Source organism: [Clostridium] innocuum (genome assembly GCA_012317185.1).
In the GTDB taxonomy this organism is placed as follows: domain Bacteria; phylum Bacillota_I; class Bacilli_A; order Erysipelotrichales; family Erysipelotrichaceae; genus Clostridium_AQ; species Clostridium_AQ innocuum.
The window spans coordinates 1,380,633-1,397,712 of record CP048838.1 but is presented as its reverse complement, the minus strand read 5'-3'; the positions used below and the strand labels follow the sequence as shown (position 1 = coordinate 1,397,712).

16 protein-coding genes are annotated in these 17,080 nt (G+C 45.9%); 1 reads left to right on the top strand and 15 read right to left on the bottom strand.

All coding sequences use genetic code 11. The features are described from left to right. Window positions 1-13: 13 nt before the first annotated feature. From G4D54_06775 to vanR, 12 genes are all read right to left on the bottom strand, one after another. Complete coding sequence (locus G4D54_06775) at window positions 14-289, bottom strand: hypothetical protein (protein QJA02147.1); 276 nt, start codon at window positions 287-289, stop codon at window positions 14-16. Then, window positions 286-1,092, bottom strand: coding sequence for a helix-turn-helix transcriptional regulator (locus tag G4D54_06770; protein QJA02146.1), 807 nt, complete (start codon window positions 1,090-1,092; stop codon window positions 286-288). Before G4D54_06770 ends, G4D54_06775 begins: the two co-directional genes overlap by 4 nt. 71 nt (window positions 1,093-1,163) lie before the next feature. Next, entirely contained in the window at window positions 1,164-2,228 is a 1,065-nt protein-coding gene (locus G4D54_06765) for a methyltransferase domain-containing protein (GenBank protein QJA02145.1), read from the bottom strand. A gap of 153 nt (window positions 2,229-2,381) precedes the next feature. Further along, on the bottom strand, window positions 2,382-3,302 hold the full coding sequence (locus G4D54_06760) for a SufD family Fe-S cluster assembly protein (protein ID QJA02144.1): 921 nt from the start codon (window positions 3,300-3,302) through the stop codon (window positions 2,382-2,384). Window positions 3,303-3,311: 9 nt separating this feature from the next. After that, the gene (locus G4D54_06755; GenBank protein ID QJA02143.1) at window positions 3,312-4,016 is read right to left on the bottom strand and encodes an ATP-binding cassette domain-containing protein; all 705 of its coding nucleotides are present in this window, start codon (window positions 4,014-4,016) and stop codon (window positions 3,312-3,314) included. Window positions 4,017-4,638: 622 nt separating this feature from the next. After that, window positions 4,639-5,559: a hypothetical protein gene (locus tag G4D54_06750; GenBank protein QJA02142.1), complete on the bottom strand. Its 921-nt coding sequence runs from the start codon at window positions 5,557-5,559 to the stop codon at window positions 4,639-4,641. Window positions 5,560-6,040: 481 nt separating this feature from the next. Then, window positions 6,041-7,399: a PFL family protein gene (locus G4D54_06745; protein QJA02141.1), complete on the bottom strand. Its 1,359-nt coding sequence runs from the start codon at window positions 7,397-7,399 to the stop codon at window positions 6,041-6,043. Window positions 7,400-7,411: 12 nt separating this feature from the next. Then, entirely contained in the window at window positions 7,412-7,681 is a 270-nt protein-coding gene (locus G4D54_06740; GenBank protein QJA02140.1) for an ACT domain-containing protein, read from the bottom strand. A gap of 104 nt (window positions 7,682-7,785) precedes the next feature. Continuing rightward, entirely contained in the window at window positions 7,786-8,301 is a 516-nt protein-coding gene (locus G4D54_06735; protein QJA02139.1) for a hypothetical protein, read from the bottom strand. Between the two features lie 28 nt (window positions 8,302-8,329). Then, window positions 8,330-9,451 (bottom strand): HAMP domain-containing histidine kinase, encoded by a 1,122-nt coding sequence (locus G4D54_06730; protein ID QJA02138.1) that lies wholly within the window; start codon window positions 9,449-9,451, stop codon window positions 8,330-8,332. After that, the gene (locus tag G4D54_06725; protein ID QJA02137.1) at window positions 9,448-10,548 is read right to left on the bottom strand and encodes a HAMP domain-containing histidine kinase; all 1,101 of its coding nucleotides are present in this window, start codon (window positions 10,546-10,548) and stop codon (window positions 9,448-9,450) included. Before G4D54_06725 ends, G4D54_06730 begins: the two co-directional genes overlap by 4 nt. Then, window positions 10,538-11,227: a VanR-ABDEGLN family response regulator transcription factor gene (vanR, locus tag G4D54_06720; protein ID QJA02136.1), complete on the bottom strand. Its 690-nt coding sequence runs from the start codon at window positions 11,225-11,227 to the stop codon at window positions 10,538-10,540. Before vanR ends, G4D54_06725 begins: the two co-directional genes overlap by 11 nt. A gap of 150 nt (window positions 11,228-11,377) precedes the next feature. On the opposite strand from vanR, the gene G4D54_06715 reads away from it, so the two are divergent. Further along, window positions 11,378-12,385: a D-alanyl-D-alanine carboxypeptidase gene (locus tag G4D54_06715; GenBank protein ID QJA02135.1), complete on the top strand. Its 1,008-nt coding sequence runs from the start codon at window positions 11,378-11,380 to the stop codon at window positions 12,383-12,385. 428 nt (window positions 12,386-12,813) lie between these two features. Here the strand turns inward: G4D54_06715 and G4D54_06710 are convergent, their stop codons facing one another. The 3 genes from G4D54_06710 to G4D54_06700 form a co-directional block, all read right to left on the bottom strand. Then, window positions 12,814-13,743, bottom strand: a complete 930-nt coding sequence (locus G4D54_06710; GenBank protein QJA02134.1) for a transketolase family protein — start codon at window positions 13,741-13,743, stop codon at window positions 12,814-12,816. Continuing rightward, window positions 13,743-14,570, bottom strand: coding sequence for a transketolase (locus G4D54_06705; protein ID QJA02133.1), 828 nt, complete (start codon window positions 14,568-14,570; stop codon window positions 13,743-13,745). The genes G4D54_06710 and G4D54_06705 overlap by 1 nt, the downstream gene beginning before the upstream one ends. 172 nt (window positions 14,571-14,742) lie before the next feature. Continuing rightward, on the bottom strand, window positions 14,743-16,890 hold the full coding sequence (locus G4D54_06700) for an RNA-binding transcriptional accessory protein (protein QJA02132.1): 2,148 nt from the start codon (window positions 16,888-16,890) through the stop codon (window positions 14,743-14,745). Between the last annotated feature and the right edge of the window lie 190 nt (window positions 16,891-17,080).

Sequence of the window (17,080 nt, the reverse complement as noted above, 5' to 3'; positions counted from 1 at the left end):
AATTATGTCGTTCTCAAGACTTGCTTTTTTTATTTTTCATAATTCCGGCATTCAGCAACAGCAGGCCCGCTATGGCAGTACAAGATGCTGCCTGCAGATGCAGATGATATACAAAGTATACTACGCCGGCCACGATCAGAAAGACAATACTGCCTCCTGTAGATACAAGAACAGATATCTCCATCTGTTTCTTCGTGGGCTTCATAAGCTGTTCCCGCTTTTTCATAACGCTATGATTTACTGCATCTACACGTCTCTGTAATTCATTCATTTTTTCAACAGGATTCATTTTGCATGCCCCCTTGCATAGATTCCCACAATTGCTAAAATCACAGCTGCAAAAAGATTTCCAAACAGCTGCAGCAGCATCTGACTTAGACCCCCTTCTGTCAGCCACTGCACAAAGGAATTAAAGATTCCGGACAATATGACAATGATTGTCAGCTTGAACCAGAAGGATATGCGGCTGTGCAGCAATACCAGATAGATAAGAACTGCAAATACATCAGCAGCGGCAGCAATCGTCCAGGACAGGGGGAGAAAATTTGAAATCGGAAGCTGCAATGACAGGCAGTACAGATAAGGAAACAGCATCACCATTCCCACCAGCATTGTTTTTTCGATCAAATAGCGATGTGACATAAGCAATGCCGTAAGAATCATCCATCCATATATGACAGACACAACAGCAATCCATGCCCAGCTGATCGCTCCCTCCAGAACATAATTGCACAACAGGCAGATGCCGATGGACAACACAGCAAGTGCACTGAGCATAATCCAAATCCATCGCTGAATACGTTCCCTGTTTTCCTTCACCTTCAAAACAGCATAATCTGCAAGATTCTTTAGATTTTTTTCATTTCCCTGCTTTTGCGTATCCGTTTCCTCATCCCCGAGCAGCTGGGAAACCTCTATGCCAAGCTCCCTGCACAGCGGCAGAAGCAAGGAAATGTCCGGATAGCCTACGCCACGCTCCCACTTACTGATTGTCTTATCACTCACTCCAAGCTTTTCTGCAAGCTCTCGCTGTGTATACTTTAACTTCTTTCTTGCTGCAGAAATCTGCATGCCAATCTCCTTTTGCTGCATACATGCACCTCGTTTCTATACAGGTATCATATCATGCTTTCGCAAAATCACCTATCGACGATTCGTAGATATCAGATAAAGCGTTTGTTTTTCCTGCATTCCCTGTCTTCTTCTGATAAATCAGCCACAAAAATCCACAAAATATCAGAAACCTTATAATTTGTGCATATAAAGCCTTCTTCCGAAAAAATGTGTGTCAGCTCCTCAACGGTTGTAAAATATTCATCCTCCAGCTCTGCTTTCTGCTGTGGGGTACAGTGCTGCTCATACTTCATGCGATCCTGTGCATGCTCAAACATGAGATCAGCAATCACAATGCGCCCCTGTCTGCACAGTACCCGCTTCATTTCACGAACGGCGAGAAGCCGTTCCTGTGCATCACAGTGGTGGAAAGCATAGGACGCCGTTATGGTATCGAACGAGCATTTTTCAAAGGGGAGGGAAAGAAAGGTTCCCTGATGAAGAAGCATGTCCGGCAGCTTCTTCTTTGCCTGAATCAGCATTTCCAATGACTGATCCACCCCCTCAACCGACAATCCTGCAGCAGCTAAGCGCTCACCCAGATTTCCGGTTCCACAACCGACATCCAAAACCCTGCCGCCATGCATTTGCGCATGCTTCGCAGTTTCATCCAGTACATGGTCATATGCCTCATAAAACGGCAGTCCCTGTACTGCGGGCATATGCACGACCTCATCATACACCTTTGCAAAGGAATCAAAATCCCAGCGATCCTTCCATTCCCGGTTCTTATTTAATTCCTGCAGCAGTCGCTGCATTTCCTTTTGATCCTGCTGCTCCTCATAGGTGTTTGCCAGCATCGCATTCAACTCCTGCGAAATATGATCGCGTACCGCTGTCAGTTCATGCAGGTGCGCGTTTAACAGCTGCAGCTGTTGGAAATACAGCTCCTGCGCATTCCCCTTTTCCCTGCTTAAAAGCTCCCTGATATCCGCAAGTGAAAAATTCATTGCGCGATACAGCAGAATTTTCTGCAATATAGCCCGCTCATCCTCTCCGTAGACACGATAGCCGTTCGTGAGCCGCCGTGAGGCAAGCAGCCCCTTTTTTTCATAAAACCGCAGCACATTCGTATGGATGCCATACAGCTCTGCCAGCTCCTTTATCTTATACATTTGTATCACCTCATGCATATCGTACACCTTCGCTCAGGGATAAGGTCAAGATATATTTCAGATTTCTTTCAGAACAGCAAAAAAAGGAGGTCCTTCTCCCTGTACTGCCTCTGGGAAGAAAACATCTCCTTGTTGTAAATATCATTTTTTTAATCACTTTAAGAAACCGTCCACAATGACCTTTTCCGCTTCCTCGCTGTTTAACCCGAATGTCTGCAGCTTGATCAGCTGATCATTGTTGATTTTCCCGATGGCTGCCTCATGGATGATTTCCGCATCCACATGATTCGCAGCAATTTCCGGTATTGAACTGATTTTTGCTTTTCCCATAATGATGGAATCACACTGAATATGTGCACGGGAACGATTATTTCCCACTGCGATCGGATGAAACACCTGCACGGAAGTATCTTTTCCTACAGATCGGGAAACAATCTGAACAACGCTGTCCTCTCCATTCAGATTCACCGTCACATCCGAATGTGCCTTCTGCTCTCCATGCGTCATCAGCTTTTCATTGATCACCAGCTTGGCAGTTGCACCTAAATTTGCCTCCGTTTTACGAAAGGTGGAGTCAACCCCTTTAATCTGGCTCATATCCATTTTGGCAAAGGAGCCTTCCTCCATATGAATGACGGTTGTCGGATTCAGTATTCTGCCTCCGCTACCGCTGCCTTCTCCATAATGCTTTTCCGTATAGGTAATGCTGGCATTTCTTCCGATATGAAAGGTATGAATTCCGTCATGCTGTGAAGTGTCACAGCCGTCATTGTGAATACCGCATCCGGCTACAATCTCCACATCCGCACCCTCTCCGATATAGAAATCGTTATATACCATATCCTGAATGCCGCTGTCTGTCAGAATAACCGGAATATGTATACTTTCCCCCACCGTATTGTCATCCACGATGATATCGATACCCGGCTTGTCTGTTTTTGCCAGAATTTTTACATGCTCTGTAGAGTGACGTTCCACACCTGCTCCGTTTTTTCTTAAGCTGAAGGCACTGCCCGGCATAAAGCCGCTGATATCCGCTACTGTCTTCAGCAGATTTTTTTCCATCTGTTCCATCTGCCTCACCTACTTTTTAAATTCACAGGAATCAAATTCACTCATAAGTGACGGAAGAATATCATCCCTCTTCCCTTTTGTTTTGATTGCCCCGTTTTCGATAATAATGATTTCATCCGCCAGCTGCATGATCCGCTCCTGATGGGATATCAGGATAATGGACTGTCTGGATTCCCTTTGCAGCTTCTGGAAGGTTTCCACCAGCTTCGCAAAGCTCCACAGATCGATGCCCGCCTCAGGTTCATCGAATATGGAAAGCTTTAAGTCGCGCGCGAGAATACTCGCAATTTCAATCCGCTTTACCTCGCCTCCGGACAGAGAAGCATCCACATCTCTGTTCAGATAATCTTTGGAGCACAGTCCGACATCCGTCAGATAGCTGCAGCAGATTTCCTCATCCAAATCCTTACCGTGTGCCAGGGACAACAGCTTACGCACACTCATTCCCTTAAATCTGGGGGGCTGCTGAAAGGCATAACCGATTTTTCGTTTTGCCCGTTCGTCGATAGACATTGCCGTAATGTCCTCCCCATCAAACAAAATCTCTCCCTCTGTTGGTTTTTCAATCCCCATAATCAGCTTTGCCAGCGTTGATTTCCCACCGCCGTTGGGGCCTGTAATTACGGTAAATCTATTGTCTTCCATCGTCAGACTGATGTTGTTTAAAATCTTTTTTCCATCTACCTCAAAGGATACATTGCGCAATTCCAGCATGTTATCTCTCCTTTTCCAATGCTTTTTCTATTTTATCACAAATACTGTAAAATATATAATGATTTAAAAAAGAAAACAGGAAAATACAGCAGATCGTATTCCTATTTACCAAATTCTGAGCGTATTTGCAAAATACAAGAGATACATAGCGTTGATAGCCATATTCTGATGCTCTTCTATGCTTTTGCAGGTAATGCATTTTTCTATGCTAACGCGATGATTAGTAGCCAAAACGTCTGCACAGCAGTATTCCTTATGGTCTTCAGAAAACAGAAAGGACACATTTGAAATCCGGAAGCAGACAGGAAGCCACAGATCAAAAGCCGGGTTCTTTTTTGCTTCAGAATACACACATAAGCAACGTAAAAAAGAAGAGCTAAACAGAATCTTTCTTATTCGGGGTGCTTTCAAAAGGAGGCATTCAAATACGACAGATAATTTGCAATAGTATCGAATTCTCCTTCATTTTAATTCACCCACAATCAAATAAGAACCAAACCCGATTAGTCAGGCTTTCTTTGTCTTCCGCTTTTTTCCATATTCGGGGACAGCCAATAGCCAACCATTGTTTTTCTCATGCATTGCACAGCAGAAGAACGAGCGCCAGAAGCAGCTGCTGTTTCTAATCTACAGACTCCCTGCACATGCGCTCATAGGCTGCCTGTTCCCTTTCCAGCTGTTGCTGTGTGTGCTGGCGCTCCTGCAATAACGAATCCATAATTTGATCAATTCTACGTTTCGCCTGCTGCAGCGATTTTTCCGATTCCCGGATTTTGGACTGCACGAACATATCCGTAAAAATATTATCAAAAAGATAATCCATTGCAACCGTTCCATCAGAAAGCTTCACGGTATTTATCTGAAATCCCTGAACATCCTGAACCTCCTTCTGAAACTTATACAAATTGATTTTCAGCAGTGCGATTTTTTTCTGTGCCTTGTCAACTGCGGAATGCTTCATAGCAGTAGAGAGAATCCCGCCGCCTGCGATATCCATAAAGCCCCAGGAGGATGCACTGTCCAGGCTACGAAGCGCATTTTTCAGCTGATCCAGCACAAGATAGCCGGCCTCTAGTGCTTCCTGAATTTCCTTTAACCGCTGTGTATGCGCATCTACAAGCTGCTTCTGCTCACGCAGCGCTTCTCCGTAGGGAGAATGCTGTATCGCTTCCGCAAGCTCACATTCCGCAAGCTGCTTTCGAACCAGCTCCTCCTGTACGATATTCAGCTCACAGGCATCCATATCCTGCCGCAGTGCCTTAGCATTTTCCTGAAGCTGCCGCACATGAAGTGCAGCCTGCAACGCCTCCTGTTCTTCCTTCACCAGGCGCTCCTCCTTATCCTTTGCAAAAAATGCAAGGATGGAGGCAACGGATGCGGTATTCAGCTTTTCCACATCACGGGTTTCCTTTTTCAGCTGTTTCTCGGCCTGCCGTAAAGCACTCTCCACCTCATGAAGACGCTCGATGCATTCCTCCAGATACAGCTTATCCGATTCAATTTTCTGAAGCTGATGCCGCAGCTCAACGATATCTTTTTTCATATGCTTGCTCTCCCATCTCTTATTTTTATCATAGCACAGCAAACGACGGCAGACAAGAGAAGCATCTTCCTGAATAGCCGTCTGCATAGTTTTTGAATCTGATAAGCATGCGACAAATGTAGTTCACCACAGATTATTGTCAAGGGTGCCATGTGAAGATGGAAACAACAGACCATGTACCGTTGTGAGTTATTTGACTATCCCCGGTATTGCTTTACTCCATTCAATAAGCTTGGAGATAAAGGAGTGACGATACTTCATGGCTGAATGCAGGCAGGTGAAAGAAAGGGCACAGCATGCTTCTATCCGGTAACGCTGTGCCTGCCGCAGCAAAACAGCATATCGTAAGAAAAGGTCATTTCCATTCACAACGGGAAAAAGGACATAGAATACATGCCGCTCTATGTCCTGAATCACTTTATGATAGCCGTTGAGAACTTTTATATAATATGGTTCCTCTGATATGATTTTTCACCTGTGGTTAGTTTTTCAAGGCCTGAATCGGTGCAGGGATTCTTCCCTTTCTATGTATCATGACAGAACAATCTGTTTGGTTGATGTTCATCACAGGACCACTTCCCAGCAAGCCGCCAAACTCCAGTTCTTCTCCAACCTTCTTGCCAATTGCAGGAATGGCGCGAACCGCAGTCGTTTTAGAATTAACCATACCAATGGCAGCCTCATCCGCAATGATACCGGAAATAACCTCCGGCGTTGTTTCACCCGGAATTACAACCATGTCCAGACCAACCGAGCATACTGCTGTCATAGCCTCCAGCTTTTCCAGACACAGGGTACCCGCTCTGGTTGCCGCAATCATTCCGGCATCCTCACTCACCGGTATAAAGGCACCGGAAAGTCCGCCGACCGTACTGCTGGCCATGACACCGCCCTTTTTCACTGCATCGTTCAGCATTGCCAGGCAGGCAGTCGTTCCATAAGCACCACAGCTTTTCAGACCCATTTCCTCTAAAATATAGGCAACGGAATCACCGATAGCAGGAGTAGGTGCCAGTGACAGATCGACGATACCAAACGGAACACCCAGACGCTCACTTGCCAGCGTTCCCACCAGCTGTCCCATACGGGTAACCTTGAAGGCTGTTTTCTTAATGATATCCGCAAGCTCATTCATTGGCAGTGACTTATCCGCCTTTGCCAATGCGGCACGGACAACACCCGGACCGCTGACACCGACATTGATGACGCAGTCAGCTTCTCCGACACCGTGGAATGCACCCGCCATAAACGGATTATCCTCCGGCGCATTGCAGAAGACGACCAGCTTGGCAGCACCGATGCAGTTACGATCCTTCGTCAGCTCGGCAGCCTCCTTCACCATGCGTCCCATCAGCTCCACCGCATTCATATTGATTCCGGCCTTGGTAGAACCGACATTGACGGACGCACATACATGCTCTGTTTCCGCCAATGCTCTTGGAATGGATTCCATCAGCTCGCGATCACCTGCCGCACAGCCCTTTTGGACAAGTGCGGAGTAACCGCCGATAAAATTAACGCCCACCGCCTGAGCACAGCGCTCAAGGGTATGTGCATACTTTACAGGATCACCGCCGCTGACAGCCACAAGCATGGCGATCGGTGTAACGGATATCCGCTTGTTGATGATAGGAATACCGTATTCCCGTTCAATATCCTCTCCTGTCTTGACAAGATTCTTTGCCAGACGTGTAATCTTATTGTAAATCTTCTCACAGGACTTATCTATATCACTGTCACAGCAGTCCAATAGAGAAATTCCCATCGTGATTGTGCGAACATCGAGATATTCCTCATCAATCATCTTTATGGTTTCCAGTATATCATGTACGTTTATCATACGTTCACCATCCTATATCTTATGCATGGAGTTGAATATGTCCTCGTGCATGACATGAATGGTCAAACCACTCTGTTTTCCCACATTCTCCATATGAGCCGCAAAATCGGCCAGTGTCGTATTTCCCTTTGTAATATCAATCAGCATGATCATTGCGAACATATCCTGAAGCAGCGTCTGGGACACCTCGATCACATTCATATTTGCATTCTCACACTCTGCGCTGACTTTGGCGAGGATTCCCACCATATCCTTTCCGATTACACTCACAACTGCTCTCATACAATTCCTCCTTCTTAAGCTTATTTTCCATTATACTGTAATTGTGAAAAAATCACAATACAAAATGATAAAAATTACATATCACTTTCATTTTCTTACATTGCTTATTTGAAGGTTTCGCTTCCCAATGCCATCTTCTGCATTTCGAACGGTTCCCAGGCAGACTGCAGCCCCTGCAGATTGCACAGGAATTCCTCTTCCATGAAGGGAGCCTGCTTCTGTTGTGCAAGATATTGGGAAATCGTATTGGACATACCCTGTGACAGACGGACGCGGCGCTTTGCGCATACCGTATTCATACTGTTAATCAGATACAGCGTCATACCATAGCCGTCACCGTTTTCAAAGCTGCGATACAGATGTTCCGGATATTCGTTGTCATGTACATTAAATATGAAGTCGCTGGTATCAACAGCATCCTCCAGTGTCAGCAGGAAGACGGCGATATCATATTTATACACAAAATCCAGTGTCAGCGGATTGTGCTTCATTGCCTGACATTCCTCATCCATCCAGACCTCATCCTTGATAACGAATACAAATTCATCATCAACGAAATCCATAACGGTTCCTTCCTCTTCGATTGCGGAAGGAAATACTTCTCCTATTTCTATATTCATTTCATCACCTGTTTTTCTTTCTATCGTATTATATCACGGATTCCTTATGTCCCGGTACAAAAGCCTTTGGAATCTGAACTGTAAAGCTTAACAGCTTGTCTATCGAGCTTGCCCGCAGTGTCCCCTTCTGCATATCCATGATCTGTCTGGCAATCCCCAGCCCCAGAACATGCAGGTTGCCCTCGCCATGCACATCCTCCAGCCGGTAATAATTGTGAAAGATATGGGCAATCTGATATGCTGAGAGATGTCTGGATTCCACCTCCATAAGCACCTCATAGCGTTCATCAAACTCCTGCATCCGGATATGAATCGTCGCTTTCACCCGTCCCAGCTCAACTAAATTGCGCAGAAGATCCCGCATGACGCGTGCTATCTTTTCATTATCCGCAAACAATGCAAGGCCGCTGCCGCTTTCTATGGATACCTCCATCTGCTTTGCTTCCATCAGCATATAGTACTCATCCACCACCTGTTCCATCATGCGATCCAGATACATATGCTCCGGATTCCATTTCGCATATTGCAAATTGAACCGGGTGATATCGAAAAACTCATTGATCATATCCTCCAAGTCCAGCGACTTATGCAGTACCTGTATTACAAAGTCCTTCTGAATTTCCGGGGAAATACGGGTTTCCTTATGCAGAAATTCCAAATACATTAAAATATTGGACAACGGCATTTTGATATCCTGCGCCAGCAGATAAATCAAATCCTTTTTCTTTTCCTCATCCTGTGCAGCAGCCTTCAGATAATTCTGATAATCATCAGACAGCGCCATTATCAGCTGTTCCGCTTCCTTCATTTCCTTTGGGAAATCAAAACGGGAGCGATCCTTGCGCATAACATCCTCCATGCCCCGCATCAATATCCGCATATAATTGACAAGATCACGACAGAGGAAATAAATCATAAGAATAATGGCGGCCACAATAAGCAGCGGCAGCACAATCATATAAATTTTGCGAAACATCGCAAAGGGATCTCCGGTTTCCATAAACAGCCGGATAAAGTCGATGACAACACCGTTCAGCACATCATCAAAGAGATAAATCAGTGTTATCGTCCCCAGCGTGATGCCAATGATAATGCATGCATATTTGATAAACAGACGGCGACGCAGGGCTTTTAAATTGGCGTGTTTCACAGTATCACCTTCTGTTCATACGGAAGCCGCAGGGTAAAGGTAATCGTCGTACCTTCCATGTCGGCTTTGATTTCCCCCTGATGCAGCTCAATGATTTCTCTGGCAATCGCCAGTCCCAGCCCGGCACCTCCGCTGGTCGATGTCCGTGCACTTCCCGCCCGATAAAATTTGTCGAACAGATGCTGCACGGAAGCGGTATCCATGGCTTCTCCTTCATTGCTGTAGGTCAGGCAGACACCATCCTCATACAGCATACCGGCGATCCGGATTTCCGTCTGGGGAATGCTGTAGTTGATGGCATTTCGCATAAGATTATCAAAGACACGCTGCAGTTTATCGAAGTCTCCACTGATTTCCATATGATCCGCCAGATGTAGTTGCAGCCGGATTCCCTTTTCCTCCATAAGCGGATAAAAGCCTGCCAGCTGCTGCTGCAGCATGGTATTCAGATCAATTCTGGTGACCTCCAGCTGTGACACCTTATCGTCATACCGCAGAATTTCTGAAAATTCATCAATTAGATCATCCAGACGCTGTGCCTTTTCATAGGTGATGCGAATCGAGGTATCCAGCTGCTCCTGATCCACCTTGTGATCAAGAATATGGTTAATATAGCCAATCATTGATGTAAGTGGTGTTTTCAGGTCATGTGCGAGATACATCAGCAGCTCGTTTTTATGCTCCTTCTCCTGAACCGACAGCTGACGGGTATGCTGCTTTTTCTCCAGCATATCCTGAATCCGTCCTCTGGCCATATCCATTTCCGGCAGATAACGGTAGCTGAACGGCAGTCGGTCCACCGGCTTACCCTGCACTGTATCAAGCAGGACATCCAGATTTTGAAAGAAGAGCAGTACAAACAGATACAGCAGAAGCGCTGTGCCTGCTGCCAGCAGAAACAGATTGAACTCCAGCTCATGCTTCAGATAAAACAGCAGAAAATCTGAATCCCTGAGTGCTCCCTGATTACTGAAAACCTGTGCGTAATGATCCAGCAGAAACATAAGAATGCCGATGATTCCCATAACCAGCGCTGTCATAAAGAGATACAGATACGCCAGATGCTTGCGCAATCTGCGATAGGTGCTATTCTTCAATCTGGTATCCTACGCCCCACACCGTTTTGATGAATTTCGGATTTCTCGGCGGTTCATGCATTTTTTCACGCAGACGGCGGATATGCACCATTACCGTATTGTTGCTGTCAAAGTATTTTTCCTTCCACACAGCCTCAAACAGCTCTTCACTGGTGATCACACGCCCGCGGTTTTTGCACAGATACCACAGGATTGAAAATTCAATCGGTGTCAGATTGAGCACTTCGTCATACAGGGTGCATCGATGGGAATCATTGTCGATGATCAGCCCCTTAAAGTCAATCACATTCACATTTTCCTGTGACGGGTTATATTTTTTATAGCGGCGCAGCTGTGCCTTGACACGGGCCACCAGCTCCAGCGGATTAAACGGCTTTGTAATATAGTCATCCGCTCCCAGAGAAAGTCCCTGTATCTTATCCACATCCTCCACCTTGGCAGTCAGCATGATGACCGGAAACATATATTTTTCCCGTATGATCCTGCATATTTCAAAGCCGCTGATTTCCGGCATCATCACATCCAGCAGTGCCAGATCAACGCGGTTATTTTTCATATATTCCAGCGCATCCTTGCTGTCATAAAATTTATGTACTTCATAGCCTTCATTGTTCAGATACAGCGCAACGAGGTCTGCAATTTCCTTTTCATCATCTAATACCAGTATTTTTGTCTGCATGAAAAATCCCTCCATGTTTCTATTATAACAAATCCCGCCACATTCGTCGCGACAAGTTTGCAATGTAAGAAAAAATTAAGAGGCGATTTTCCCATATTTGCCATAGACTATTTTACTATCTGTGTTATGATATTGGAGGAGTTGACAGCAATGCGAAATATAAGAAAAAGATGGTGGCTCGTGGCGGCAGCAGCTCTGCTTCTGCTGTTTCTGGATGTCGCTATGTACATACAAATCAAAGAGTATTATCCTGATTTCATGAAGCAGGAGGAAGCATCAACCCCCGTCACAGGGCAAGGTCTTGATGCAAATCAGCAGAACATAAAAAAAAGGCTAGAGAGTATGACCCTGAACAGCCGCTATGCCATGGTGATCGACTTACAGGATCAGCAGGTACTCTATGAAAAAAACAGTGATGAAAGGCTGTTTCCCGCATCCCTGACAAAGGTGCTCACCGCAATCGTCGCTCTGGATAACATGGAGAATCTGCATAAAAAAATAACGATTACAGAACAGGATATTGAAGGGCTTGCGGAAGCAAATGCAAGTGTCGCAGGTCTGGAAGCAGGAGAACAGGTAACACTGGAGGATCTTTTATACGCACTCATTCTTCCCTCCGGTGCAGATGGTGCAAACGCTTTGGCTAATCACTTGAATGGCAGTATTTCCAAATTTGTGAAGGATATGAATGAAAAGGCCAACGGTATGGGAATGCTGCATACGCATTTCACAAATACGACAGGACTGCAGGATAAACAGCACTATACAACACTGCAGGATATGAAAAAAATGATGGATCACGCATGGAAAAACCCTGCCTTTCGCAAGGTGATGACAACCCTGCGGTATACCATACCTGCAACCAAACAGCACCCAAATGGGCTGAAGCTGAGGAGCACCCTTCTGTTTTATGATAAGGATCTGAAGTTTCCAGGCGGAGAAATCATTGGCGGTAAAAGCGGCTTTACACCTGAGGCAGGCTATTGTCTGATCAGTGTTGCCAGAATGAAGGACGGTCATCAGTATATGGTCATCAGCGCCAAGGCAGAGAAAATAGAGAAAACTCTTGTTGAGGAAGGCGGCAGTGCTACAGAATATGGCAATGTCATGGATGCAAAGGCCGTTTACACTGCAATAGCGGATGTAAAAAACAAATAGGAAAGAGGCAGAACACACAGGTTCTGCTTTTTTATATATTCGTCTTTATATACATACCTTAAGAACATCATACAGTGCACCCTCTGCCACCCTTCTGATATGACAGACAGAAAATATAAGGAAAATGTACACAGGTTCCTATCATGCATCAGTCAAAGCAATCCCGCACAATGTATTTATCTTTCCTTTTTCATCAGCAGTTTAATGTGATATGTCTCTTATAGATAGCATATTTTCAGTATATTTCTATGCATCGCTTCCAACACCCTTGCTGTTTCTTCCGTTAATTACAGACTTTTCGATAATGACCTGCATAAGCACGTCTCTATCATATCCTAATTTTTCCCATGACTGTAAAAGGCGCAGGAACAAAAAAAGCTGCAAGATTTTATCCGATAACCAAATCTTACAGCTTTCTATCCTATAATTTACTTATTGTCTTCCACTGCCTTAACGATATCGTTTGCAGTGAGACCGTATTTCTCAAGCAGTGCAGCCGGTGTTCCGCTTTCTCCAAAGGTATCCTTGATTCCTACCATGGCAAGCTTCTTCGGTGCCTTTTGACTGAGTACCTCGGCAACAGCACTACCCAAACCGCCGATAACACTGTGCTCTTCACAGGTTACAAACAGATCGTGATCCTTTGTCAGTTCAACGATTAGCTCTTCGTCAATCGGTTTGATGGTGTGCATATCAACAACCGTTACATCCATACCGTTTTCCTTCAGGATATCCGCAGCCTTCATGGCAGCCTCCACCATGATACCGGTCGCAATCAGCGCAACGCTGTTTCCTTTGCGGATCACGTTTCCTTTTCCAATCTGGAAGTTCAGCGTATCTTCTGTATATACATCCTCAACTGCCATTCTACCCAGACGTACATAGCATGGACCATCGTATTCAGCCACTGCACGAATTGCCGCCTTTGTTTCCACTCCGTCAGCCGGTGAAACAACAACCATACCCGGAATGCTTCTCATCAAAGCAACATCCTCAACACTCTGGTGACTTGCTCCATCCTCACCTACGGTAAGTCCGGCATGTGTTGCACACACCTTTACATTCAGGTGCGGATAACAGATGGAGTTGCGCACCTGTTCAAACGCACGTCCGGCAGCGAACATTGCGAATGTACTTGCAAATACGATGTTTCCGCTTGTTGCCATACCGGCAGCCGCTGCCATCATATTACCCTCTGCAATACCGAAGTTGAAATGCTGCTCAGGTGCAACCTTCTTCACTTCGCCTGTTTTTGTGGAACCGGATAAATCGGCATCCAGTACCAGAATCTTTTTATTTTCCTTTGCCAGTTCAGCAAGCGCTTTTCCATACGCTTCACGAGTAGCCATCTTTGCCATTATTTACATCCTCCTTCAAGTTCTGCAATTGCTTCCGCACACTGTTCTGCACTCGGTGCAGTTCCATGCCAGCCAGCTTTGTTTTCCATGAAGGATACGCCTTTACCCTTAACTGTGTGAGCAACAACAACCGTTGGTTTTCCCTTGACCGTCTTTGCTTCCTCACAAGCTGCAATTACGCTTTCCAGATCATTTCCGTTTTCCAGAACGATCACATTCCATCCAAATGCCTTGAATTTTTCATCAATCGGTGTTGGATTCATAACATCGGTTACATTACCGTCAATCTGAAGACCGTTGTGGTCAACAAATGCCAGCAGGTTATCCAGCTTGTAGTGTGATGCCGCCATAGCAGCTTCCCATACCTGCCCTTCCTGACATTCCCCATCACCTAAAATCGTATAAATACGGTGGTCTTCCTTGTTGTATTTGTTCGCCAGTGCCATACCGACTGCACAGGAGATTCCCTGTCCCAGTGATCCGGTGGACATATCGACACCAGGCAGCTTGCGCATACTTGGATGTCCCTGCAGGCGGGAGTTGATTTTACGGAACGTTAGCAGCTCTTCCTCTTCGATCAGCCCTTTCTCTGCCAGTACAGAATACAGCAGCGGTGAAGCATGACCCTTTGACAGGACAAAACGATCCCTATTCGTTGATGCCACGTTGTCTGGGGTGATATCCATCTGTGTAAAGTAAATTGCCGTTGCGATTTCTACAGAAGACAGACTTCCACCCGGATGACCGGATTTTGCTTCTGTAACCGTCTTAACGATGTTCTTGCGAATGTTGTTCGCTTTTCCCTTTAGATCTTCTAATTGGTACATTCTATAGTCCTCCTTGTTTTGAACACGTTTATTATACTATAAAACCCCTGCATTGCACATAGAATATTATGTGAAATTGTAAAAGAGCAGCCGTTTTTTTGAACAAATGTTCTTAACGGCTGCTTTCATGAATACTCTTATCCATCGGTTCAACAGAACCGTAAATTTATTTCTATTGCATCGGCAGCAGTGACAGCTGTACCTTCTGCTTTTCCTCATCGATATTGTATACCCAGACCTTCACGATATCTCCTACCGATACCTTATCGCTTGGATGTGCAATACGGTGCCTGCTCATTTTGGAGATATGCACAAGACCGTCCTCATGCAGCCCGATATCCACAAAGGCTCCAAAATCCACCACATTGCGGACAACTCCCTCCAGCTGATCACCGATATGCAGATCCTCAAGCTCCAGCACATCGCTTCTTAACAGCGGCGCATCATACCGTTCACGATAATCTCTTAACGGTGTCGCAATTGCCTCCAGGATATCCTGAATCGTATAGCGGTCACTCTCACAATCACGAATCAGCCCGTCAGCATCCGCCTGCTGTACCGCTTCCTGTGCCTGTTCACTTCCCATATCCTGCTCACTGAGACCCAGCTGCTGTAACACCTTTCTGGCTGTGGCATAGCTTTCCGGATGAATACTGGTACGATCCAGCAGCTCATCCCCATCCTCGATACGCAAAAAGCCGGCCGCCTGTTCATACGATTTCTCACCAATCTTCGGAATTTTCTTCAGTTCCTTCCTGTTTTTCAGCTCCCCGTGCTCCCTGCGGTATTCCACAATGGATTTTGCTGTTGCCTGGCTGAGTCCGGATATGTTTTTCAACAGCTCCTGGGATGCGGTATTCACATTGACACCGACCCGGTTCACCGCCTTGGAAACAACAAAATCAAGACGATCCTTTAAACGGGCGGTGGGAAGGTCATGCTGATACTGCCCGACACCGATCGACTGCGGATCGATTTTGATCAGCTCGGATAGCGGATCAATGATCCTGCGTGCAATGGAAATGGCAGAGCGCTGCTCCACATGCAGATCAGGAAATTCCTCCCGTGCCAGCTTGCTTGCGGAATACACGGATGCCCCTGCTTCGGAAACGATGGTATAGGCAGCCGACAGATGATATTCACGAATCAATGCGGCAACAAAGGCTTCGCTTTCACGGCTGGCAGTTCCGTTTCCGATAGCGATAATATCAATGGGATACTTCTTTAACAGCTGCAGCATCTTCTCCTTCGCCTCTTTGATTTTGGCATTTGGCGGTGTCGGATAAATCACACTGACATCCAGCATATTACCGTTTTTATCGACGACAGCCAGCTTACAGCCGGTACGAAAGGCCGGGTCAAAGCCAAGCACCATTTTATTTTTCATCGGCGGCTGCATCAGCAGACGTTCCAGATTTAACGAGAATACCTCAATCGACTGCTCGTGTGCCTTTTCACTCAGCTGGGATCGGATTTCACGCTCCACCGCAGGAAAGGCAAGCCGCTTCAGGCCGTCCTGCACAGCCTCCTCGATATATTCAACACACGGACTCTGGCGTTTTTTCGTAAACCGGCGATTGGTCCAGTCAATGATATACTCCTTATCAAACTCGATGGAAACGGCAAGCACCTTTTCCTTTTCTCCACGATCGATTGCCATGATACGGTGACTGGCCAGTGTGGTTACACGCTCACTGTAATCATAGTACATTTTATAAATCTTTTTCTCATCGGTATGCTTTTTCTTTTCCTTCGTCGTTAACCTTCCATAGCGCTCCATACTGCTGCGGATTTTCTGGCGCACAGCCGGATCATCACTTGCCATTTCCGCAATGATATCCTTTGCTCCCTGTATGGCAGCCTCCACATCGGACACCTTATCGTTCAAATATCTCTTCGCTTCTTGACGCACATCCCCATCCCGCAGCAGCTTCAGCATCCATTCCGCAAACGGCTTTAAGCCACGTGCAGCCGCATCACTTGCTCTTGTTTTCCGCTTCTGCTGGTATGGACGATAAATATCCTCAACCTGTGACAGCTTTTCACAGGCGTTGACTGATGCGATAATTTCTTCCGTCAGCTTGCCCTGCTGCTCAATCAGACGCTTGACATCCTCCTTGCGCTTTTCCAGATTCACCTGATACTCATATTGCTCCTGTATAACACGAATCTGTTCTTCATCCAGTCCCTTGGTCACTTCCTTACGGTAACGGGCAATGAACGGAACGGTGTTTCCTTCCTCCAGCAGCTGCAGCGTGTTTTTGATCTGTTCCGGCTGGATATGCAAAGAAGCCGCCATCGGCTGTATGATATGTTCCATAATATGTACCTTCCTTCATCTACTGCGTTCTATCAAGTATCCTTCATAAATACGCAATCGTTTTTTCAACGTCTTCATTATATAGAGGATTCCCCGGAAATACAAGACTTCTATTTCGAAGACTGATCGAGCCGGATATAAGCCTGATGCCCTTCTTCACCATTCAGGAAGCAATCAACGAAAACATGTC